The 21,193-nt window shown below is 73.8% G+C and carries 20 protein-coding genes; 10 read left to right on the forward strand and 10 right to left on the reverse strand.

The annotated features are described in order from the left end of the window. The first annotated feature begins 7 nt into the window (after positions 1-7). The 3 genes from ACFPCY_RS35930 (at position 8) to ACFPCY_RS35940 (ending at position 3,053) form a co-directional block, all read left to right on the forward strand. Positions 8-1,108: a lytic transglycosylase domain-containing protein gene (locus tag ACFPCY_RS35930; RefSeq protein ID WP_378262947.1), complete on the forward strand. Its 1,101-nt coding sequence runs from the start codon at positions 8-10 to the stop codon at positions 1,106-1,108. A gap of 140 nt (positions 1,109-1,248) precedes the next feature. Next, positions 1,249-2,250, forward strand: coding sequence for a ferrochelatase (locus tag ACFPCY_RS35935; protein WP_378262950.1), 1,002 nt, complete (start codon positions 1,249-1,251; stop codon positions 2,248-2,250). Continuing rightward, a complete protein-coding gene (locus ACFPCY_RS35940; protein WP_378262952.1) occupies positions 2,247-3,053 on the forward strand; it encodes an inositol monophosphatase family protein in 807 nt (268 codons plus the stop codon). The genes ACFPCY_RS35935 and ACFPCY_RS35940 overlap by 4 nt, the downstream gene beginning before the upstream one ends. Before the next feature lie 94 nt (positions 3,054-3,147). Here ACFPCY_RS35940 and ACFPCY_RS35945 read toward each other — a convergent pair whose 3' ends face one another. Next, positions 3,148-3,324, reverse strand: a complete 177-nt coding sequence (locus tag ACFPCY_RS35945; protein WP_378262954.1) for a hypothetical protein — start codon at positions 3,322-3,324, stop codon at positions 3,148-3,150. Positions 3,325-3,513: 189 nt separating this feature from the next. Between ACFPCY_RS35945 and ACFPCY_RS35950 the strand changes: the two genes are divergently transcribed. Further along, the gene (locus ACFPCY_RS35950; protein ID WP_378262956.1) at positions 3,514-4,167 is read left to right on the forward strand and encodes a response regulator transcription factor; all 654 of its coding nucleotides are present in this window, start codon (positions 3,514-3,516) and stop codon (positions 4,165-4,167) included. Positions 4,168-4,409: 242 nt separating this feature from the next. Then, positions 4,410-5,759 (forward strand): sensor histidine kinase, encoded by a 1,350-nt coding sequence (locus tag ACFPCY_RS35955; RefSeq protein WP_378263156.1) that lies wholly within the window; start codon positions 4,410-4,412, stop codon positions 5,757-5,759. A gap of 127 nt (positions 5,760-5,886) precedes the next feature. Here ACFPCY_RS35955 and ACFPCY_RS35960 read toward each other — a convergent pair whose 3' ends face one another. Then, the gene (locus tag ACFPCY_RS35960) at positions 5,887-7,650 is read right to left on the reverse strand and encodes a serine/threonine-protein kinase (protein WP_378262958.1); all 1,764 of its coding nucleotides are present in this window, start codon (positions 7,648-7,650) and stop codon (positions 5,887-5,889) included. 515 nt (positions 7,651-8,165) lie between these two features. On the opposite strand from ACFPCY_RS35960, the gene ACFPCY_RS35965 reads away from it, so the two are divergent. Next, positions 8,166-8,462 carry a DUF4193 domain-containing protein gene (locus ACFPCY_RS35965; RefSeq protein ID WP_378263158.1) on the forward strand — a complete coding sequence of 99 codons (297 nt, stop codon included), beginning with the start codon at positions 8,166-8,168 and terminating at the stop codon, positions 8,460-8,462. A gap of 37 nt (positions 8,463-8,499) precedes the next feature. Next, positions 8,500-9,606 carry a hypothetical protein gene (locus tag ACFPCY_RS35970; RefSeq protein ID WP_378262960.1) on the forward strand — a complete coding sequence of 369 codons (1,107 nt, stop codon included), beginning with the start codon at positions 8,500-8,502 and terminating at the stop codon, positions 9,604-9,606. A 217-nt stretch (positions 9,607-9,823) separates the two neighbouring features. Here ACFPCY_RS35970 and ACFPCY_RS35975 read toward each other — a convergent pair whose 3' ends face one another. Beyond that, positions 9,824-10,456 (reverse strand): maleylpyruvate isomerase family mycothiol-dependent enzyme, encoded by a 633-nt coding sequence (locus ACFPCY_RS35975; RefSeq protein ID WP_378262962.1) that lies wholly within the window; start codon positions 10,454-10,456, stop codon positions 9,824-9,826. A gap of 181 nt (positions 10,457-10,637) precedes the next feature. Beyond that, positions 10,638-10,925 (reverse strand): DUF4235 domain-containing protein, encoded by a 288-nt coding sequence (locus tag ACFPCY_RS35980; protein ID WP_378262964.1) that lies wholly within the window; start codon positions 10,923-10,925, stop codon positions 10,638-10,640. Positions 10,926-11,053: 128 nt separating this feature from the next. Between ACFPCY_RS35980 and valS the strand changes: the two genes are divergently transcribed. The 3 genes from valS to ACFPCY_RS35995 all read left to right on the forward strand — a co-directional run bounded on the left by valS (position 11,054) and on the right by ACFPCY_RS35995 (position 15,968). Continuing rightward, positions 11,054-13,588, forward strand: a complete 2,535-nt coding sequence (gene valS / locus ACFPCY_RS35985; RefSeq protein WP_378262966.1) for a valine--tRNA ligase — start codon at positions 11,054-11,056, stop codon at positions 13,586-13,588. A 116-nt stretch (positions 13,589-13,704) separates the two neighbouring features. Then, positions 13,705-14,886: an acyl-CoA dehydrogenase family protein gene (locus ACFPCY_RS35990; RefSeq protein WP_378262968.1), complete on the forward strand. Its 1,182-nt coding sequence runs from the start codon at positions 13,705-13,707 to the stop codon at positions 14,884-14,886. Then, on the forward strand, positions 14,883-15,968 hold the full coding sequence (locus ACFPCY_RS35995; RefSeq protein ID WP_378262970.1) for an acyl-CoA dehydrogenase family protein: 1,086 nt from the start codon (positions 14,883-14,885) through the stop codon (positions 15,966-15,968). Before ACFPCY_RS35990 ends, ACFPCY_RS35995 begins: the two co-directional genes overlap by 4 nt. Positions 15,969-16,058: 90 nt before the next feature. Here the strand turns inward: ACFPCY_RS35995 and ACFPCY_RS36000 are convergent, their stop codons facing one another. The 6 genes from ACFPCY_RS36000 to ACFPCY_RS36025 form a co-directional block, all read right to left on the reverse strand. Further along, complete coding sequence (locus ACFPCY_RS36000) at positions 16,059-17,288, reverse strand: NADH:flavin oxidoreductase (RefSeq protein WP_378262972.1); 1,230 nt, start codon at positions 17,286-17,288, stop codon at positions 16,059-16,061. Positions 17,289-17,297: 9 nt separating this feature from the next. Beyond that, positions 17,298-18,125 carry an SDR family oxidoreductase gene (locus ACFPCY_RS36005; protein ID WP_378262974.1) on the reverse strand — a complete coding sequence of 276 codons (828 nt, stop codon included), beginning with the start codon at positions 18,123-18,125 and terminating at the stop codon, positions 17,298-17,300. A gap of 20 nt (positions 18,126-18,145) precedes the next feature. After that, positions 18,146-19,426, reverse strand: a complete 1,281-nt coding sequence (locus tag ACFPCY_RS36010; protein WP_378262977.1) for a cytochrome P450 — start codon at positions 19,424-19,426, stop codon at positions 18,146-18,148. 108 nt (positions 19,427-19,534) lie between these two features. Next, positions 19,535-20,218, reverse strand: a complete 684-nt coding sequence (locus ACFPCY_RS36015) for a YidC/Oxa1 family membrane protein insertase (protein WP_378262979.1) — start codon at positions 20,216-20,218, stop codon at positions 19,535-19,537. A gap of 30 nt (positions 20,219-20,248) precedes the next feature. Further along, on the reverse strand, positions 20,249-20,593 hold the full coding sequence (locus tag ACFPCY_RS36020) for a DUF6412 domain-containing protein (RefSeq protein WP_378262982.1): 345 nt from the start codon (positions 20,591-20,593) through the stop codon (positions 20,249-20,251). Positions 20,594-20,630: 37 nt separating this feature from the next. Further along, positions 20,631-21,185, reverse strand: a complete 555-nt coding sequence (locus tag ACFPCY_RS36025) for a hypothetical protein (RefSeq protein WP_378262984.1) — start codon at positions 21,183-21,185, stop codon at positions 20,631-20,633. Positions 21,186-21,193 lie beyond the last annotated feature (8 nt).

The following is a 21,193-nucleotide window of genomic DNA, read 5'->3' on the forward strand; positions in this document are numbered from 1 at the left end:
GCTCGCGGTGGCCGGGGTCGGCGTCCTGATCGCCGGGAGCCTCGCCGGGGGCGTGTACGGGGTGCTGACCGTGCCCGACCACGACGCGGCGAAGAAGACCGCCGCGGCCGTCCAGCCCGACCCGCTGGCGGGCAACCCGGCCAACGTGGACACCGCGTCCGGGCAGGTCGCGCCGCTGCGCCGGGTCGTCCCGCCGGACGTGCTGGGCGTCGGAGGCAGCTCGATCACCCCACAGCAGGTCGCCAGGATCAAGAAGATCGGGCACGTCAAGGACGTGATCGCCGTGTCCGGCGGGGCCGTCCAGCTCCAGGGCCGCCAGGTGAACGCGTTCGCCGTGGACCCGTCCGCCTTCCGCTCCTGGACGCCGCCGGACACCGCGAAGCGCACCGATCTGTGGAACGCGCTCGCGTCCGGCCAGTTCGTCGTGTCGGCCAACGCGGCCGAGCAGCTCCAGCTCAGCCGCGGCTTCCAGTACCCGGTGGTCGGACGGACCGTCCCGACCCTCGTGCTCGGCGGGTCCGGCAACATCGGCCTGCCCGGCATCGACATGCTGGTCGGCAAGAAGTCCGGGACGGCCATGGGCCTGGTGGACGGCATCGCCGTCCTCGTCAACGCTCCCGGCGCGAACCCCGGCAAGCTCGCCGGGCAGGTCAAGAAGATCCTCGGGACGGGTTCCAGCGCGGTGAACCTGCACGAGGGCAAGTACCAGTCGTCCGGCCAGGGCGGGAAGTCCGGCAGCTACCTCGACCTCTACAAGCGGGCCGCGACGACCTGCCCGGGCCTGTCCTGGACGGTCCTCGCCGCGATCGGGCAGGTCGAGAGCGACCACGGCCGCAACCCCGGCCGGTCCAGCGCGGGCGCGCTCGGGCCGATGCAGTTCCTGCCGTCCACCTGGGCGACCTACGGCGTGGACGGGGACGGCGACGGCAAGGCCGACATCATGAACCCCTACGACGCCATCCCCGGCGCCGCCAAGTACCTGTGCGCGAACGGCGCAGGCAAGGGCGGCGCGTCGCTCTACCGGGCGATCTTCGCCTACAACCACGCCGACTGGTACGTCCAGAAGGTGCTCGGCCTCGCCCGCGCCTACGCCGCCCAATACAACTGACCGGACCCACCTTGCTGACCGCGCCCGCCCTGCGCGCCCTGCCGCGCCGGCATGGCGTGCGGCACCGGCGACACGCTGGGCGGCGCGACTGAGACGAGGGTCATCCGCAGGACCGGCCGTGGCCTGGTTGGATTGATGGCATGAGCCAGGCGACGACGGCGGGCTTCGACGCCCTGCTGCTGATCTCGTTCGGTGGTCCCGAGGGCCCGGACGACGTGATCCCCTTCCTGGAGAACGTCACCCGCGGCCGCGGCATCCCCCGCGAGCGGCTCGCCAAGGTCGGCGAGCACTACCACCTGTTCGGCGGCGTGAGCCCGATCAACCGGCAGTGCCGCGACCTGAAGGCCGCGATCGAGGCCGACCTCGCGGCGCACGGCCTCGCGGACCTCCCGGTCTACTGGGGCAACCGCAACTGGGACCCGTACCTCGCCGACACCGTCCGGCAGATGGCGGACGACGGGATCCGGCGCGCCGCCGCGTTCGTCACGTCCGCCTACGACGGCTACTCCTGCTGCGGCCAGTACGAGCAGGACATCGAGCGCGTGCGGGCCGAGGTCTCCTGCGCGCCCGAGATCGAGAAGCTGCGGGTCTACTACAACCACCCCGGCTTCGTGGAGCCGTTCGTGGAGGCCACCCGCGCCGCCCTCGACAGCCTTCCCCGGGACCTCGCCGACGAGGCGCACATCGCGTTCAGCGCGCACAGCGTCCCGCTGAGCCAGCCGGGCCGTGAGCTGTACGCGGCCGAGCTGGCGGACGTCTCGTCGCTGGTCGCCGAGACCGCCGCGCCCGGACGGCCCTGGAAGCTCGTCTACCAGAGCCGCAGCGGCCCGCCGGCCCAGCCGTGGCTGGAGCCCGACATCGGCGACCACCTGGAGGACCTGCACGCCGCCGGGGTCCGGGCCGTCGTGAACGTCCCGATCGGGTTCGTCTCGGACCACATGGAGGTCAAGTACGACCTCGACGTGGAGGCCGCCGAGACCGCCGACAAGCTCGGCCTGGCGTTCCGCCGCGCCGCCACGCCCGGCACCCACCCGCGCTTCGTCGCCATGGTCCGCGAGCTCCTCCAGGAGCGCGCCGGGTCCGGGCGGCCCGCGCTCGGCTCGCTCGGACCCCGCCCCGACACCTGTGGAGAATGCCGATGACCGACCCGTCCGAGCTGCTGGAACTGGCCCTGGAGACGGCCCGCGAGGCCGGCCGGATGCTGGTCGACAAGCGGCCCGCCGACCTCGGCGTCGCCGCGACCAAGTCCAGCCCGACCGACGTGGTCACCGAGATGGACCGGGCGTCCGAGCGGCTGATCACCGAGCGGATCCTGGCCGTCCGGCCGCGGGACGCGTTCCTCGGCGAGGAGGGCGGTTCCACGGGCGGCGACAGCGGCGTCCGGTGGGTCGTCGACCCGATCGACGGCACCGTCAACTACCTGTACGACCTGCCCGACTGGGCGGTCAGCATCGCCGCCGAGGTGGACGGCGAGACCGTCGCCGGCGTCGTGGAGATCCCGCGCCGGGGCGAGACGTACACGGCCGTCCGGGGCGGGGGAGCGCTGCTGCACACGGCGTCCGGCGTCCGCGAGCTGCGCGTCAACGACGGGGTGCCGCTGGAGCGCGCCCTCGTCGCCACCGGGTTCGGCTACGCCGCCGGGCGGCGCGCCCACCAGGCCGAGGTGCTGACCGGCGTCCTGCCGCGCGTGCGCGACATCCGGCGCGGTGGCTCCTGCTGCGTGGACCTCTGCTCCCTCGCCGCCGGACGCGTCGACGCCTACTACGAGCGCGGAGTCCAGGCGTGGGACGTCGCCGCCGGGGCCCTGATCGTCCAGGAGGCGGGCGGACGCGTCCAGGGGCTCGCAGGAGCGCCCGTGAGCCCGGAGCTGTGCATCGCCGCGGCGCCCGGCCTCTTCGACGCCCTGCACGCCGTCCTGGAGCCTCTGGACCCGGCCAGGGACTGACGCCCTACGGGGGAAGCGGTCCTCAGACACGGCGGAGGCCCCGGACGACGACGGGACGTCCGGGGCCTCTTTGCGTTCGTTCTCGCAGCGGGGGTCAGTCGCACCGGGGTGCGTCGATGCCGATGTCGTTGTTCGCTGCGATCCGGCGCAGTTCCCTGATCTCCTCCTGGCGGATGTCCACCAGGTAGACGTCGCCTTCTGCGTGGGCGTGGCGCAGCGACTCGTATGCGTTGTCAAGACGCTGCTGGATCTGACGTGACAGCTCGCCCATGGGCCTCCTCCCGGATCGGATCGTCCGTACCCACGCCTACGCTTGACTCAAACCTGTTTCAGAGCGCGATTTCGCCGCGCGGACCGGGCCGGCGGAATCCGCCCCCGGCGGCCCCTTACAAGGCTCTTACGGGGCCTGTGGCATACCGGAAGGGCACGAGGCGAGAGGCGCACAGCCGAGGGGGAGTTCGTGAGGGTTCTGGTCGTCGAGGACGAGCGGGTGCTCGCCGACGCCATCGCCACCGGCCTGCGCCGGGAGGCGCTGGCCGTGGACGTGGCCTACGACGGCGCGGGCGCGCTGGAGCGCGCCGGCGTCAACGAGTACGACGTGATCGTGCTCGACCGCGACCTGCCCAGGGTGCACGGCGACGACGTGTGCAAGCAGCTGGTCGCGCAGCGGTATCCGGCGCGGATCCTGATGCTGACCGCGGCGGGCGAGCTCGACCAGCGGGTCGAGGGGCTGTCCATCGGCGCCGACGACTACCTGCCGAAGCCGTTCGCGTTCACCGAGCTGATCGCGCGCGTCCGGGCCCTCGGACGGCGCGCCTCCGCGCCGCTGCCGCCCGTCCTGGAACGCGCCGGGATCACGCTCGACCCGTCCCGCCGCGAGGTCACCCGCGACGGGCGGCCGATCGAGCTGACCCGCAAGGAGTTCGCCGTCCTGGAGGTGCTGATGGGGGCCGAGGGGGCGGTCGTCAGCTCCGAGCAGCTCCTGGAGAAGGCCTGGGACGAGCACATCGACCCGTTCACCAACGTCGTGCGGGTCACCATGATGACCCTGCGCAAGAAGCTCGGCGACCCGCCCGTCATCGAGACCGTCCCAGGGGTGGGGTACCGGCTGTGAGCGCTTCAGAACCCGTCCGCGACCAGACCGTCCCGCCCGGCGAGGACGCGACCGCCCCTCCGGGGACGGACATGACCGACCCTCCGGGCACGGACGCGACCCGTCCGGCGCGCGAGCGCGCGACGAGCACGACGGGCGCGACAGGCCCGGCGAGCGCGACAGGCCCGGCGGGCGCGGCGAGCGCGCCGGGCGCGGCGAGCATGACGGGCGCGGCGGGCGCGGCGAGCGCGCCGGGCAAGGACATGGACGGCTCGCCCGTCCGGGAGCAGCAGGGCGAGACTCCGGTCCGCCCGTCGGTGACGCCGCCGGGCGCGGCGGCCGGCCGTCCGCCCGGGCAGGACGGCCCGTCCGGCGGCCCCGCCGGCGCGCCGGGTGCCGGTCCGAGCGGGCAGGTCGGCGTGGTGACCACCGGGTCGTTCGCGATGCCGGGGGAGCGGCCCGGCGAGCGCGGCGACGGCGAGCGCGCCTCGCTCCTGTCGGACCTGCGCACCGTGCCGAACCGGATGAGCGTCCGGCTCCGGCTGACCGTCCTGTACGGCGCGCTGTTCTTCCTGGCCGGGGTGCTGCTGCTGTTCGTCACCTACCTGCTGCTGCGGTCGGTGCTCGACTCGGTCTTCCCGGCGGGCACCGGCATCCGCTACCCGAACGGCAGCTACATCACGTCCGAGGAGATCAGGGACCTGGCCATGCGCCGGATGCTGACCCGCTCGGTGCTCGCGCTGCTCGGCGTCGGGATCATCGCGGTCGTGATGGGCTACTTCGTCGCCGACCGGGCGCTGTCGCCGCTCCAGCGGGTCACCCAGACCGCGCGCCGGCTGTCGGAGTCCACGCTGCACGAGCGCATCGCCCTGGACGGCCCCGAGGACGAGATCAAGGAGCTCGCCGACACCTTCGACGCCATGCTCGAACGGCTCAGCGACGCCTTCGACGCGCAGCGCAGGTTCGTCGGCAACGCCTCGCACGAGCTGAGGACGCCGCTCGCGATCAACCGGACGCTGCTGGAGGTCGCGCTCACCGATCCCGAGGTGTCGGACGACCTGAGGACGGTCGGCAGGACGCTGCTCGCCAACAACGCCCGGCACGAGCGGCTCATCGAGGGCCTGCTGCTGCTCGCCCGCAGCGAGCGGGAGCTGACCACCCGCACCCCGGCGGACCTGTCCGAGGTCGCCGCGACCGTCCTGACGAACGTGGCGCGGCGCGAGCAGCCGAACGAGGTCACCGTCCACCGCGAGCTGACCACCGGCACCACGGTCGGCGACCCCGTCCTGCTGGAGCACCTGGTCTCCAACCTGGTGGACAACGCGATCAAGCACAACGCCGACGGCGGCGAGGTCTGGGTCCGCACCGGCGTGCTGTCGGGGTACGCGACCGTCCAGGTGGAGAACACCGGACCGGTCGTGCCCGCCTACGAGATCGAGCGGCTGTTCGAGCCGTTCCGGCGGCTGAACGCCGACCGGCTGGAGTCGGCGAAGGGCGCGGGCCTCGGCCTGTCGATCGTCCGGTCGGTCGTGCTGGCGCACCGCGGCCGGGTCTACGCCGCGCCGCGCCAGGGCGGCGGCCTCGTGATCACCGTCCGGCTGCCGCTCACCTGACTCTGCCGGCTCTGCGCGTGACCGCGCCGGGGGCGACCGGGCGGCCCACACGCCGGGCGGCGCCGCCCGCCGGATCGCCCTCCGGCCGACGGTGCCGCTCGGACCAGCCGCTACGGCACTCGCCGAACTACTTGCTGACGGTGCCGAACGCCGAGGGGCTGGCGTCGGACAGCTTCTCCCGCCAGTCCCAGCGCATCGTCTTCAGCGTCAGGATGTCGGAGCTGGTCGGGTAGAAGGTCACGTACCCGGCCGCGCACTGGTTCCCGTTGCTGGACATCGGGGTCTCCTGGAAGACCGCCTTGCCGCTCGCCGTGTTCCCGGAGATCGCCGACAGCCGCGTGTAGCAGGTGTCCTTGCCGTCCGGGTAGGTGTAGGTGGCCGTGCCGGACGAGTAGATGATCGCGAACTTGGCGGTGAAGTTGCGCCGGCTGCTGTCGGCCAGGCCGGGCTGCTGCGCCGGTCCCGACCAGACGCCGACGATGCCGGTGTTCACCGAGCCGCCGGACGACGACGGCGGGGTGTACGACGGCGGCGAGTACGGCGAGTAGCTGAACGTCGGGCGCGGCGTCGGGTGGTCGTTGCCGGCCGCCACCGCCACGATCACCACGACGATGATCGCGATGATGGCCAGCGCGCCGCAGCCGATGCCGATCAGGACCGGCGCGTTCGAGCCGCCCGACTTCGGCGGGGGGCCGGGCGGACCGTAGGACGGCCCGGGCCCCGGCGGACCGTAGGCCGGCGGGCGCTGCCCCTGCTGCGGCGGCATCCCGCCCTGGTACATGGGCATCGGCGGCGGCGTGATCGGCTGCGGCGGCGGCGTCACCGGACCCGCGCCGCCCTGCCCCTGGTAGCCGCCCTGCCCCTGGTAGCCGCCCTGCCCCTGGTAACCACCCTGGTTCTGGTAGCCGCCCTGGTGCATCGGCATGGGCGGCGGGGTGATCTGCTGCCCGCCGCCGTACGGCGACGCGGCCGGACGGGCCGGCGGCGCGGGCGGCGCGTCCAGCCGCGCGGCGATCCGGGTGCCCTGGTCGAGCAGCGCGCCGCCGGCCGCCGCGCCCGGCGGGGTCGCGTTGACCGACTGGAGGAGCTGGAGCAGCAGTTGCGGCGCGGGCGGCCGCAGACCGGCGTCCTTGGACAGCGCGCGCTGCACCATGTCCCGGACGGGCCCGGCGGGCACACCGCTGAGGTCCGGCTCCTCGTTCAGGATCCGGTTGATGATCACCGGCAGTGTGTCGGCCTCGAACGGGGACTGCCCGGTCGCGGCGAACACCATGGTCGCGCCCCAGGCGAAGATGTCCACCGCGGGCGTGAGCGGCGCGCCGGTGAGCTGCTCGGGAGCCAGGTAGCCGGGCGTGCCGACGACCATGCCGGTCGCGGTGACCGCGCTCTCCTGGGAGTTGACGGTGCGCGCGATGCCGAAGTCGACCACGCGCGGGCCGTCGCTCGCCAGCATGACGTTGTTCGGCTTGAAGTCGCGGTGCACGATCCCGGCCTCGTGGATCGCGGCGAGCGCGGTCGCGGTGCCGATCGCGAGCAGCAGCAGGTCCTGCGCGCTCATCGGGCCGTTGTGCGCGATCACGTCGTGCAGCGACGGGCCGTCGATGAACTCGCTGATCACGAAGGGCTGGTCGCCCTCGACGTCGAAGTCGATCACCCGCGCGGTGCACTGCGGATCGACCTTCGAGGCGGCGGTGACCTCGCGGGCGAACCGCGCCCGCGCCGCCTTGTCGGTCGCCATCTGCGTGTGCAGCAGCTTGACGGCGACGTACTCTCCCCCCGGGGCACGGCCGAGGAAGACAGCGCCCTGGCCGCCTGCACCGAGCCGTCCGACGACCTCGTACTGTCCCAGTGCGCGGGGATCGCCTGGCTCCAGTGGAGCGGCTTCCGGCATCAGACCCTCCCGTGACCCGCATGTGTGGTGTGCCGCCGCACGATATCGCGTTAGTTCAGACGTTTCATCGACACGATGGGTTCGATGCTCGATCGCGTCTTTCCTGGCGATATGCACCTCCGTCCCGTCGAGCCCCACCCGTCCCTCCAGGAGGACTCGGCGGGGGCACGGCGGGGGACGCGGCGGGGCGCGGTAGGGGACGCGGCGGCGGCGCGGTGGGAAGGTCGCCGCGCGAGCGGGCGCCGTTAGGGATATGATCCCGCCGCCGTGGGTAGCGTCCCTGGGCGTCACGGCGCTGTTTCGTTGCGTATCACCCAGCGGGTGGGTGACGTGCGCCACATCTTCGCGGGCCGGTTCGGGTGATCGGTGTCACTCGTGCGAACCGTCGCGCCTTGTGTGGCACAGCTCACCGCACGTGACAGAATTTCCCGCCCGGATCGGGCACAAGAACGGCCCCCCGAGCGTTAGATCCGCGCGACGGGGCGCATAAAGCATCGAGGGGGATGGAGACGAAGATGGCGACCGACTACGACAGCCCGCGCAAGACCGACGACGACCTGAGTGAGGACAGCCTCCAGGAGCTGCAGGCCCGCCGCGCCGACAAGGCCGCGAGCATCATCGACGAGGACCTGGACGCCGGCGAGGTCGCCGAGCTGCCCGGCGCCGACCTGTCCAACGAGGAGCTGACCTTCCGGGTCGTCCCGCGGCAGGCCGACGAGTTCACGTGCAGCCGGTGCTTCCTGGTGCACCACCGCAGCCAGCTGGCCACCGAGAAGAACGGCCAGCCGGTCTGCCGCGAGTGCGCGGCCTGACCCGCCGCGCCGCAGTTCCGACCCGCGGGAGCCGCCGGTGAACGAGGTTCCGGAATTCGACGAGCGGCGCGGTCCCTCCGGGGACCCCGCCGCGGCAGTGCCCGTGCCGGGCGCGGCCTCGGCCGCGCCGGGCGCAGACCCGTCCTCCTCCTCGCCGGCGCCGGGATCCGTTCCCGGCGCCGGGAACGACGAGCGGAACGGTGAGAACCACCGATCGGCTCCGGGTGGGACGCCCGACACGGCGTCCGACGCCACGCCCGGAGCCGGTGCACCGCGACCCGGCACGTCCGGGTCCGGTGACGACGCGACACCCGGTGGGACGCCCGGCACGGCGTCCGACGCCACGCCGGGCGCCGCGCCGGATCCGGCGGCCGGTCCGGGGACCGACCGCGAGATCGGCGAGCTGGTCGGACGGCTCGCCGCCGACGACGACGAGCTCGACCGCGAGACCCGCGGCCGCCTCCTCGCCCGCCTGGCCAGGCTCCTGTCCGCCAGCGCCCGCGCCGCCGGCGCCACGGGCGTGGCACGCGGACGCTGGCTGGCCGACCTGTTCGCCGCGATCGTCCCGCACGTGCCCATCCGCGACCGGGCCACGCTGACGGCCCACCACCACGGCCTCACCGGCGAGGCCCTGGCCGACAACCTCGTCAAGGTCGCCGCCAACGCGACCACCGCCGTGGGCGCGGCGGGCGGTGCGCTGGCGGCCGTCGAGTTCGCCGCGCCCCCGCTGCTGCTGTCCGCCCCCGCGCAGCTGGCCGCCGAGACGCTGGTGGTCGCGGCGATCGAGGTCAAGATGATCGCCGAGCTGCACGAGGTCTACGACGTGCGGGTGCAGGGGTCCGGCGCCGTCCGGGCCGCCGCGTTCGCGACCGCGTGGGCCAGGCAGCGGGGCGTGAACCCGCTGGAGGGCTCCCTCACCGGCGCGCTGGGCGCGGCGTCCAAGGCCGCGCTGCGCAAGCGGATGCTCCGCACCCTCGGCCGCAGCATGTCCACGATGGGCCCGTTCCTGACCGGCGCCGCGGCCGGCGCCGCCCTGAACCGCACCGCCACCAGGAAGCTCGCCGCCTCCGTCCGCGACGACCTCCGCGACCTGGGCGGCCCCGCCCCCGAACTCCCCGGCGACCATCCCGGCCTCACTCCCTGACTCCGTCCGCACGCCCCCTCCACCCGCCACTCGTCTCCACCCGCCACTCGTCTCCACTCGGTCCAGCCTCCCCGCCGGGAACGCGAGATCGGGTTCAGACCCGCGTCCTCCGCTCCGCCGACCGTGCTCGGCCGGGCGAGGGCGCGGGTTCGTCGTTCGGGGCTCATCCGGGCGGTTGCGGACTGTTCCAGCGGCCCGATTCGGGCGGGTGGAAGGGTCAGGCGAACTCCAACTCCGCGGCTACAGAATCGCGCCCGCAGAGCCACATTCCCAGCGCTTCGCGGGTACCCCGGACGGTCGGGCCGTCCTTGGCGCCCGGCAGGGCGACCGGGCGGTGGCCGTCGGTCGGCTCCAGGCGGTGGCGCAGCACCCGCCGGTTCAGCCACATGCTGAGCTGGAGCCCCTCCCGGAAGATCGCGGTGGCGGTGCGGTCCGGGACGCGCCGGGTGAGGCCGAGGCCGCGCACCACGTCCTGGTGGTGGACGCCCAGGTCGCCGAGCAGGATCGGCGCGCCGAGGCGGCTGGTCGCGCTCGGGTTGTCGGCCCAGTGCCGGGCCCACTCCATCAGCCGGTCCCGCGAGACCGCGCGGGCCCGGTCGGCTTGCGCCTGGTTGGCGGCGTTGATCTTCGGCCCGTACGGCAGGTACGAGCTGAGGACGTAGTCGAGCCCGATCACGTGCCCGAGGACGTCGCGCGGCGCCCACTCGGTGCAGAGCGTCGTCCCGGCGTCGAAGTCGTCGTCGGACAGGGCGTCCAGGGTCTCGATCAGCCGGTGGCGCTCGGCGCGCAGCTCGTCCTCGAGAGGCAGGCGGATGCGGTCCAGCAGCATCGTGGTCGATCCCTTCGTCACCGGGACCGACCACGATACTGGACGGCACGTCCAATGCCCCGCCCGGCCCCGCCCTCGCGGCGCCGTCCGAGCGGACGCGTCAGGCGCCCGCGCGCGTCAGGCCCCCGCGCGTGTCAGGCGCCCGCGCGCGTCAGGCCTCCGCGCGCATCAGCCATCCGTGCGCGTGAGGCCTGCGGACGCGTCAGGCCTCGGCGCGCAGCTGGGCGGGGAGCTGGCCCGTCCCCTTGGCCCACTGCCGGGCCGCCGCGCGGGTGGCCATCAGCCGCGCGACCTCCATGCCGACGCCCATGACGACGGCCCACGCGATGGCCTCGGTGAGCGCGACGTCCGGCGACTCGGGGTTGGTCGGCGGCTCCTTGCCGGTGCTCTTCTTCCACACCATCGTGATGGCCTTCTTGGCGGCGAAACCGCCCACGAAGGCCGCGCCCCCGGCCAGCACCCGCCAGCCGATGTCACCCTTGTCCGCCATCGAAACCTCCAAGTTCCTAGCTCTCCCCGACGCTATCGGACCCGTTCCCGCCGAAGGGCGCCGCACACGGCGGCGCGGCGGGCGGAAAATCGAACCGATCAGCGTCCGGCCGTCAATAGCATTGGTGCATGAACATCCAGCCGCGTACGCCGAACGTTCCCGCCAAGCCTTCCCTGGACGGCTTGGAGGACACGTGGGTACGGCGCTGGGAAGAGGACGGGACCTACCGGTTCGACCGGACGCGTCCGGCGGAGGAGGTCTACTCGATCGACACGCCGCCGCCCACGGTCAGCGGGTCGCTGCACGTCGGGCACGTCTTCTCGTACACGCACACCGACACCGTCGCGCGGTACCGGCGCATGCGCGGGCAGGAGGTCTTCTACCCGATCGGGTGGGACGACAACGGCCTGCCGACCGAGCGGCGCGTCCAGAACTACTTCGGGGTCCGGGGGGACGCGTCGCTGCCGTACGACCCGTCCTTCGAGCCGCCGGAGAAGCCGGACCCGAAGCGCCAGGTCGCGGTCAGCCGCCGGAACTTCATCGAGCTGTGCGACCGGCTCACCGGGATCGACGAGAAGGCGTTCGAGGACACCTGGCGCCGGGTCGGGCTCTCGGTCGACTGGAACCTGCTCTACACCACCATCGGCGAGAACGCGCGGATCGCGTCGCAGCGGGCGTTCCTGCGGAACCTGCGGCGGGGTGAGGCGTACCTGTCCGAGGCCCCGACCCTGTGGGACGTCACGTTCCGCACGGCCGTCGCGCAGGCCGAGCTGGAGGACCGGGACCAGCCCGGCGCGTTCTACCGGATGCGGTTCCACGGCGAGCGGCCCGTCTACATCGAGACGACACGTCCGGAGCTGCTGCCCGCGTGCGTCGCGCTGGTCGCCCATCCGGAGGACGAGCGGTACCGCGAACTGTTCGGGACGACCGTCCGCACGCCGTTCTTCGGCGTCGAGGTCCCGGTCCTCGCGCACCGGCTCGCCGAACCGGACAAGGGGTCCGGCATCGCGATGATCTGCACGTTCGGCGACGTCACCGACGTGACGTGGTGGCGGGAGCTCGACCTGCCGACGCGGGCGGTCGTCGGGTGGGACGGCCGGTTCGTCGCCGAGCCGCCGGCCGGGGTCCCGGCCGACCGGTACGCCGAGCTGGCCGGGAAGACGGTCCACTCGGCGCGCGAGCGGATGGTCGAGCTGCTCGCCGAGGCCGGCGACCTGGACGGCGAGCCCCGGAAGATCGTCCGGCCGGTGAAGTTCTACGAGAAGGGCAGCAGGCCGCTGGAGATCGTCACGACCCGGCAGTGGTACATCCGCAACGGCGGGCGCGGGCCGGAGCTGCGCGCCGAGCTGCTGGCGCGGGGCCGCGAGCTGGAGTGGTACCCGGCGTACATGCGCGCCCGGTACGAGAACTGGGTCGAGGGCCTGAACGGCGACTGGCTGATCTCCCGGCAGCGGTTCTACGGCGTCCCGATCCCGGTCTGGTACCGGCTGGACGCGTCGGGCGAGCCGGTCTACGACGAGCCGATCGTCCCGGCCGAGGACGCGCTGCCGGTCGACCCGGCGTCCGACGTCCCGCCCGGCTTCACCGAGGACCAGCGCGGCAAGCCGAACGGCTTTACCGGCGACCCGGACGTGATGGACACCTGGGCGACGTCCTCACTGACCCCGCAGATCGCGGGCGGCTGGGAGCGCGACCCGGACCTGTTCGGCCGCGTCTTCCCCTACAGCCTGCGCCCGCAGGCGCACGACATCATCCGGACGTGGCTGTTCTCCACGGTCGTCCGGGCGCATCTGGAGAACGGTTCGCTGCCGTGGCGCGCGGTCGCGCTCTCCGGCTGGATCCTGGACCCGGACCGCAAGAAGATGTCCAAGTCCAAGGGCAACGTCGTCACGCCGATCGCGCTGCTGGAGGAGTACGGCTCGGACGCGGTCCGGTACTGGGCGGCGAACGGCCGTCCGGGCACCGACACCGCGTTCGACACCGGGCAGATCAAGGTCGGCCGGCGGCTCGCGATCAAGATCCTCAACGCGTCGAAGTTCGTGCTCGGCTTCGCCGAGCAGCCGCTCGCCGAGGGCGCGGACGCGGACGGGATCTGGTATCCGGGCGACCTGGCGATGCTCGCGGCGCTGCGCGGCGTCGTCGCCGAGGCCACCGAGGCGTTCGAGGACCATGACTACACGCGGGCGCTGGAGCGCACCGAGCGGTTCTTCTGGCAGTTCTGCGACGACTACCTGGAGCTGGTCAAGCAGCGCGCGTACGGGGACGGCCGGGAGGCCGCGTCCGCGCGGGCGGCGCTGAACCTGGCGCTGTCGGTGCTGCTGCGGCTGTTCGCGCCGGTCCTGCCGTTCGTGACCGAGGAGGTCTGGTCGTGGTGGCGGGAGGGTTCGATCCACCGCGCCGCCTGGCCCGCCCCGGACGAGCTGCCGGACGGCGGCGACGCGTCCCTGCTCGACGTCGCGGCCGAGGCGCTGCGCCAGGTCCGCAAGGCCAAGTCGGACGAGAAGGTCTCGATGCGCACCGAGCTGGCCCGAGCGGTCGTCACCGGCGAGCGGGCCGGCGACCTGTCCGCCGTCTCCGCCGACCTCCGGGCCGCCGGCCGCATCGCCGAACTCGACCTGGACGGCCGTGAGGGCGCCCTCACGGTCACGGTCACCTTCGCTTAGAGGCGAGGCGGGGGCGTTCGGGCCGGGGTGACCCGAACGCGGTTCGGGCGATAGCGTAAGCGGGTCCTGACTTGCGTTGTCGTCGGAGCCGCGCCGTCCCCCGGAGGAGCCGCCACGTGACCGATCTCGACGAGTACCGCGACCGGGCCCGCGCCTGGCTGGCGGAACGGACCGCCGACCTGCCGCCCGACCCCGGACTGGCGGAGGCCCGCGCCTTCATGGCCGACCTGTACGACGCGGGCTTCGCGGGGATCACGTGGCCCGCCGAGTACGGCGGGCGCGGCCTGTCGGCGGCCGAGGAGCGCGCGTTCCAGCAGGCCGCGGCCGACTTCACGCTTCCGGTCGGCGTGTTCGGGATCGGCCTCGGCATGTGCGGTCCGACGCTGCTGTCGCTCGGCACCGAGGAGCAGAAGCGCCGCTACATCCGGCCGCTGCTGCGCGGCGAGGAGATCTGGTGCCAGATGTTCTCCGAGCCGGGCGCGGGCTCGGACGTGGCGTCCCTCCAGACCCGCGCCGTCCGGGACGGCGGCCACTGGGTCGTGGACGGCCAGAAGGTGTGGACGTCGGTCGCCCGGCAGGCCGACTTCGGGCTGCTGATCGCCCGCACCGACCCCGCCGTCCCGAAGCACCAGGGGATCACGATGTTCGTGATCGACATGCACGACCCCGGCGTGGACGTCCGGCCGCTGCGCGACATGACCGGCGAGTCGCATTTCAACGAGATCTTCTTCACCGGCGTCCGCGTCCCGGCCGAGAACGTCGTCGGCGAGGTGAACGGCGGCTGGTCGGCGGCGGTGACGACGCTGCTGCACGAGCGGGTCTCGATCGGGATGGGAGCGGCGCGCACCGAGCGTCCGGCGTCGTTCGCGGCGCTGCGCGCGGCGGCGCGGGAGCGCGGGCTGCTCGGCGAGCCGGGCGTCCGCGACCAGCTGCTGGACCTCTACCTGCGGGAACGCGCCTTCGACCTGCTCAACGCGCGGATGTCGCAGGAGGTGAAGGCCGGGATCTCGCCGGGCGCGCGCGGCTCGGTGAGCAAGCTGCTGCTCGCCGAGCTCACCCTCGCCGGGGCCGACACCGCGAGCGAGATCCTCGGCCCGGAGAGCGTCGTCGGGGACGGCCCGATCCCGCGGGCGCTCGCCTGGGCGCCGGGCATGGCGCTCGGCGGCGGCACCAACGAGATCATGCGCAACATCATCGGCGACCGGGTGCTCGGGCTGCCGCGCGAGCCGCAGGTGGACCGGAACATCCCGTTCCGGGCGCTGAAGGTCGGCACGCAGGCGAAGGAGGACGGCGAGTGAGGCTCATCCCGACCGAGGAGCAGCGGGAGCTTGCCGCGACCGTGCGGTCCTTCCTGCGCGACCGGGTGCCGATGTCCCGCGTCCGCGAGATCGCCGAGTCGGACGAGCCGCACGACCGGACGGCGTGGGCGCGGCTGTCGTCCGAGCTGGGCCTCGCGGGGCTCGCGGTGGCGGCCGAGCACGGCGGATCAGGCGCGGGGTTCGGCGAGGTCGCGGCCGTGCTGGAGGAGCTGGGCGCGGCGCTGACGCCCGTCCCGTACTTCTCGGTGGTCGTCGCGGCGGAACTGCTCGCCTCCCTCGGCGCCGAGGATCTGCTTCCGGACGTGGCGTCCGGCGCGACGGTCGCGGTCGTCGCGCTGTCCGACGGGGACCTCCCGGTCGGGCGGATCATCGACCGGGGCGAGTGGGTGCTGGAGGGCGCGGTCGAGCGGGTGCCGGACGGCGCGTCCGCCGACCTGCTGCTCGTCGTCGCCTCGACCGGCGAGGGCCGCCGGGGCGTGTTCGCCGTCGCGGCGGACGCGGCGGGCCTCGCGCGCAAGCCCCTGGCCACGCTCGACCTGACCCGTCCGCAGGCGCGGATCGAGCTGGGCGGCTCTCCCGCGCGGCTGCTCGGACCGATGGACGCGGGCGCGGCCATCGACCGGACGCTGGACGTCGCGGCCGTGCTCCTCGCGGCCGAGCAGCTCGGCGGGCTGCGCCGCTGCCTGGACACGATCGTCGAGTACGCCAAGCTGCGCGTCCAGTTCGGCCGGTATGTCGGGTCGTTCCAGGGCGTCAAGCACAGGCTCGCCGACATGCACTGCGTCCTGGAGCAGGCCGAGTCGGTCGTCCGGTACGCGGTGTGGGCGGCCGGCGAGGCCCCGGACGAGCTGCCCGAGGCCGCCGCGTTCGCCGCGTCCTTCATGGGCCGGGCGTACTTCCAGGTCGCGAAGGACCACCTGCTCCTGCACGGCGGCATCGGCTTCACCTGGGAGCACGACGCGCACCTGTACTACAAGCGGGCCAAGGCCGACGAGGTACTGCTCGGCCCGCCCCGCGCGCACCGCGCCCGCCTGGCCGCGGCCCTGAACCTCACCGACTGACCCTCGCCCGGGCCGCCCGGAGCCGCCCGGGACCATCCGGGGGCCGCCCGGGCGGCCCCCGGGCGGCCCCCGGGCGGTCCCGCGGTTCGGTCAGGCGAGGACGCAGTGGGTGCCGCGGAAGATCGTCGGCATGCACTTGTTGCAGTGCACGCACAGCGAGCGCGTCGCGGGCTCGGCCCTGATCCGATCGATCAGGTCGGGCTCGCGCAGCAGCGCCCGCGCCATCGCGACGAACGCGAAGCCCTCGGCCATCGCGCGGTCCATCGTGGCGCGCTCGGTGATGCCGCCGAGCAGCACGAGCGGCAGGTCGAGGGCCGCGCGGAACTGCCGCGCCGACTCCAGCAGGAACGCCTCCCGGTACGGGTAGGCGCGGAGGAACCGCCCGCCGGCCAGCCGCACGCCGAGCCGCTGCGGCGGCGGGAACGCCGCGGCGAACTCGCGGACGGGCGCGTCGCCCCGGAACAGGTACATCGGGTTCAGCAGCGAGCTGCCCGCCGTGAGTTCGAGCGCGTCGACCGAGCCGTCCCGTTCCAGCCAGCGCGCCACCTGGACGCTCTCGTCCAGCCAGAGCCCGCCGGGGACGCCGTCGTCCATGTTCAGCTTGGCGAGGACGGCGATGCGGTCGCCCACCTCGTCCCGGACGGCCCGCGCGACCGCCCGCGCGACCTTCGCCCGGTTCGCGAGCGAGCCGCCGAAGCCGTCCCGGCGCCGGTTGAGCCGCGGGCTGAGGAACGAGCTGGCGAAGTAGTGGTGGCCGAGATGGATCTCCACGGCGTCGAACCCCGCCTCGATCGCGAGCCGCGCGGCGGTCGCGTGCGCGGCGGTGATCCGCTCGATGTCCGCGACGGTCGCGCGGCGCGTCATCCGGAGGCTCTGCGGGTTGAACATCGCGACGGGCGCGAGCGACGGCAGCCGGTTGGAGCGTCCGTTGGCGACCGGTCCCGCGTGCCCGATCTGCGCCGAGACCGCCGCGCCCTCGGCGTGCACGGCGTCCGCGAGCCGCCGCAGGCCGGGCACGGCCTCCGGGCGCATCCAGATCTGGTTCCGCTCGGTGCGCCCCTCCGGCTGGACGGCGCAGTACGCGACCGTCGTCATGCCGACCCCGCCCGCGGCGTGCCGCCGGTGGAACTCCACGAGGTCGTCGGAGACGAGCGCGCCGCGCGTCATGCCCTCGAACGTCGCGGCCTTGATGGTCCGGTTGCGCAGGGTCAGCGGCCCGAGCCGCGCGGGCTCGAACACCTCCGGCGCAGCGGGCGCCGTCGGCCCGGTCGGGGTGGGCTGCCCGGTCGGGGTGGGCTGCCCGGTCGGGGTGGGCGGCACGGTCGCCTCCTAGAAGGTCATCGGCGAGGGGTGGGCGTCGGGGCGCATGGCCGCGTCGGTGCCGCCGTCCACGTAGAGGACCGCGCCGGTGGCGAAGCGCGCCTCGGGCTTGAGGAACTGGTGCACCCAGAACGCGACGTCCTCGGGCTCGCCGAAGCGGCCGAGCGGCATCGGGGTGGGGAAGTCGTCCGGGTCGCCCTCGGCCGCGCCGCCGGTCGAGTCCCGGAGCAGCGGGGTCAGCACCGCGCCGGGCGCGATCGCGTTGAGCAGCACGCCCTCGCGGGCCCACGCGGGCGTCACGGCCGTGCGCCGCACCCAGTGCGCGACGGCCAGCTTGGACGTCGCGTACGCGGTGATGCTCGGCGCGAAGTCGATGATCTCCTGCGGCGCGGCGGCCTGGCCGGCGCGGGCCCGCTCGCGCGCGCCGTCCTCGTCGCCCGCGAGCGCGAGCGCGGCCAGCTCGGCGTCCACGAGCGGGACGGTGCTGGCGGAGTTGGAGCTCATCACGACCGCGCGGCCCGCGCCGGACGCGGCGAGCGCCCCGCGCAGGCCGTCCAGCAGCGCCACCGGGCCGAAGTAGTTGATCGACATGACGGCGGCGGCGTCCTTCATGCCGGGACCGACCCCGGCGATCGCGGCGACGCCGTCGAGCCGTCCGCCGCTGAGTTCGAGGATCTCGCCGACCGCCCGGTCGCGCCCGTCCGGCGTGCCGAGGTCCGCGACGACGTGCGCGTCGCGCAGGTCCACGCCGATGACCGAGTGCCCGGCCCGCTCCAGGAGCGCGGCGGTCGCCGCCCCCATGCCGGACGCCGAGCCGGTGACCGCGAAGGTTCCCATGGTGCCGTCCTCTTGGGGGGCTAGTAGGTGAAGGGCAGGTGCTTGATGCCGTTGATGAAGTTGGAGTAGAGCCGGTCGGGCTCGCCGTCCGCGCGGATCGTCGGGACGCGCTCGAACAGCTCGCGGAACATGACGGTGATCTCGCGCCGGGCCAGGTTCGCGCCGAGGCAGAAGTGCGGGCCGGGGCCGCCGAACGCGACGTGCGGGTTGGGGGAGCGCAGGATGTCGAACCGGTCCGGACGCTCGAAGACCGTCTCGTCCCGGTTCGCCGAGTTGTAGAACAGCAGGACCTTGTCCCCGGCGCGGTACCGGTTGCCGTTCATCTCGTGGTCGCGGGTCAGCGTCCGGCGGAACTGGATCACCGGCGTCGCCATCCGCAGGATCTCCTCGACCGCGCCCGCGATCCGGCCGTCGAAGTCGGCGAGCAGCCGCGCCCGCTGGTCCGGGTGGTCGGTGAGCAGCTTCAGCCCGTGCGACATCGCGTTCCGGGTCGTCTCGTTGCCCGCCACCACGAGCAGGATGAAGAACGAGCCGATCTCCTGGTCGGTCAGCGACTCGCCGTCCACGTTCGCGGTCGCCAGCGCCGACACCAGGTCGTCGCCGGGGTCGCGGCGCCGCCGCCGGGCGAGCTTCATCGCCATGTGGTTCAGCTCGTACCCGGCGGTCATCGCGGACGCCAGCCCGTACAGGACGCCGCTGCGGGTGATCCCCGACCGGACGAACTCGCGCCCGCCGGTGTACTCCGGGTCGCCGATGCCGAGGATCACGTTCGTCCGGTCGTAGACCATCGCGCGGTCCGCGTCGGGGATGCCCATCATGTCGCAGATGACCTGCACCGGCAGGCGCGCGGCGACGTCGGTGACGAAGTCGCCGGGGCCGCGCGCGAGCAGGTCGTCCACGATGCGGCGGGCGCTGGCGCGCAGGTCGGCCTCGGTCCTGGCGAGCATGCGCGGGGTGAACGTCCGCGACACGATCCGGCGCAGCCGGGCGTGCCGCGGATCGTCCATGTTGATCATCGAGCCGAAGTAGCGGGCCATGTAGCCGGGCAGGTCGGCGATGCTGTTCGAGCACGGCTCGCTGCTGAACACCTCCGGCGTCCGGCTCGCCTCCACGACGTCCGCGTGCCGGACGAGCGCGTGGTAGCCGCGTCCCTGCCGGATGAACGGCAGCTTCAGCTCCGGGAAGAACGCCGGCCGGTCCCGCCGCCTGAGCTCGGCGAACGCCGCCTCCCGCTCGTCCGGCGGCCGCGCCCAGAAGGCGAGGTCGGACAGGTTGACGTCGCTGTCGATCGCCGTCGTCATCTTCCGGCACCTCCGGCACCCGGGTCGCCCGAGTCGCATTCGGTTCTATCGAACTCGGGCCCCGGCCCTCCCGTCAACCGGCCGGGCCCCCTCGACCGGCCGCTCGCGTCAGGCGGCGGGCGCGAGGATCGTCCGCCGCAGGACGGTCCGCTCGACGGCCGTCCAGACCGCCGACGCCAGCAGGTACAGCCCGGCGGCCAGCGGGACGAACGCCGCGACGACGACCGTCCCGAGCGACAGGAGCCGCATCCACGGCTTCGGGACGTGCCGCGCCGACCACCAGGCCACCGCCGCCAGCGCGACGAGCAGCCCGGCGAACACGAGCCCGGCGGGCGTGAACAGCCCCGCTCCCGCGACCGACACGAGGTTCTGGCCCAGCGGCACGGAGAACAGCGTGTGCGCGAGCAGGACGTTCTGGTGCCCGGCGACCGTCGCCGACCGGAACAGGGTGTACATGACCATGAAGAACGGGAACTGGAGCAGCATCGGGCCGACGCCGGTCAGCGGCGACGCGCCCTCCCGCTCGTACAGCGCGGCGAGTTCGCGCCGCAGCCGCTCGGGATCGCGGCGATGCCGCTCGCGCAGCCGTGCCAGCTCGGGCACGAGCGCGGCCCGCGCCCGCTCGCCGCGCGCCGCCCGGACCGCGAGCGGCAGCAGCAGGGCCCGGACGGCCAGGGTGAACAGCACGATCGCGAGCGCGGCCGAGAGCCCGCCCGCCACCGGCTCGAAAGCGAGAGTCAGCCCTTTGACCAGCGCGTACGCGCCGGCGACGGGGATGTCGAACAGAGACAAGGAAACCTCCAGGACGGCACGGATGGACGATCAGTTCGGGGAACCGATCGCCCGTCCGGGAGCCCTGGGACGCGGCCGTCCCGCCGCGTCGGGATCGCGCTGCGGCAGGAACGCCGTGCGCAGGGTGCGTTCGCGGAGGGTGGTCCGGACGCGTCCGACGACCGGCGCGCCGTCCGTCCGGACGGCCCGGGTCGCGGCGAGCACCACCAGCCCGGCGACGGCCGCGAACGACGCCGCGACGAGCAGCCGCGGCAGCCCACCGCCGGAGAGGCCCGCGAGACCGGGAAGGCCGGGCAGGGTTGCGAGCAGCAGGGCGGGCATGACGAACAGCCACACCGCGAAGTGCGGCAGCCGCGTGATCCTGTCCTGCCTCATCACCGGATCGACGTCCCGTCTCCCTGGCCGGTTCCCTTCAGAGTAGAAGCAGGGCGAGGGCGAGCAACACCGAGAGCGCGGTGAGGTTCCTGGCCCAGGGCATCCGGACGGCGATCAGCGCGTCCCGGTCGGGGGAGCGGGCCCAGTAGGTCAGGGCGGCGCTCAGGGAGCGGCCCGCGCCGAAGGACGCGCCCGCCAGCAGGGTCGCCGGAGCGCCCAGGTGGGCGAGGAGCAGGCCGAGGGCCAGCACGTACGGCGACGACGCGGAGACGTACGTGCGGACGCCGGTGCCCATCTCGAACCCGAACTGGAGCGAACCCGTCCGCAGCCGGTGCATCAGCACCTCCTGCGGGATCTGCCGCGCGTTCTGCGGCAGCGGCAGCCGGACCAGCCCGGCCTCGCGCGCGGCGGCGACCGCGGCGAGCGCGACGACCAGCCCGGCCCGGACGGCGGCCGGGACCGGCGCCGCCAGCCCGGATGCCAGCCAGATCACTCCGGCGCTCAGCGTGCCCCCGAGCACCAGCCCGAGGGAGAAGACGGCCAGGACCTCGCCCTGCCGTATCGGGGCCCGCCAACCTGGCGAGAACAGCACGGATTCGC

Source organism: Actinomadura gamaensis (genome assembly GCF_042652125.1).
GTDB lineage: Bacteria > Actinomycetota > Actinomycetes > Streptosporangiales > Streptosporangiaceae > Spirillospora > Spirillospora gamaensis.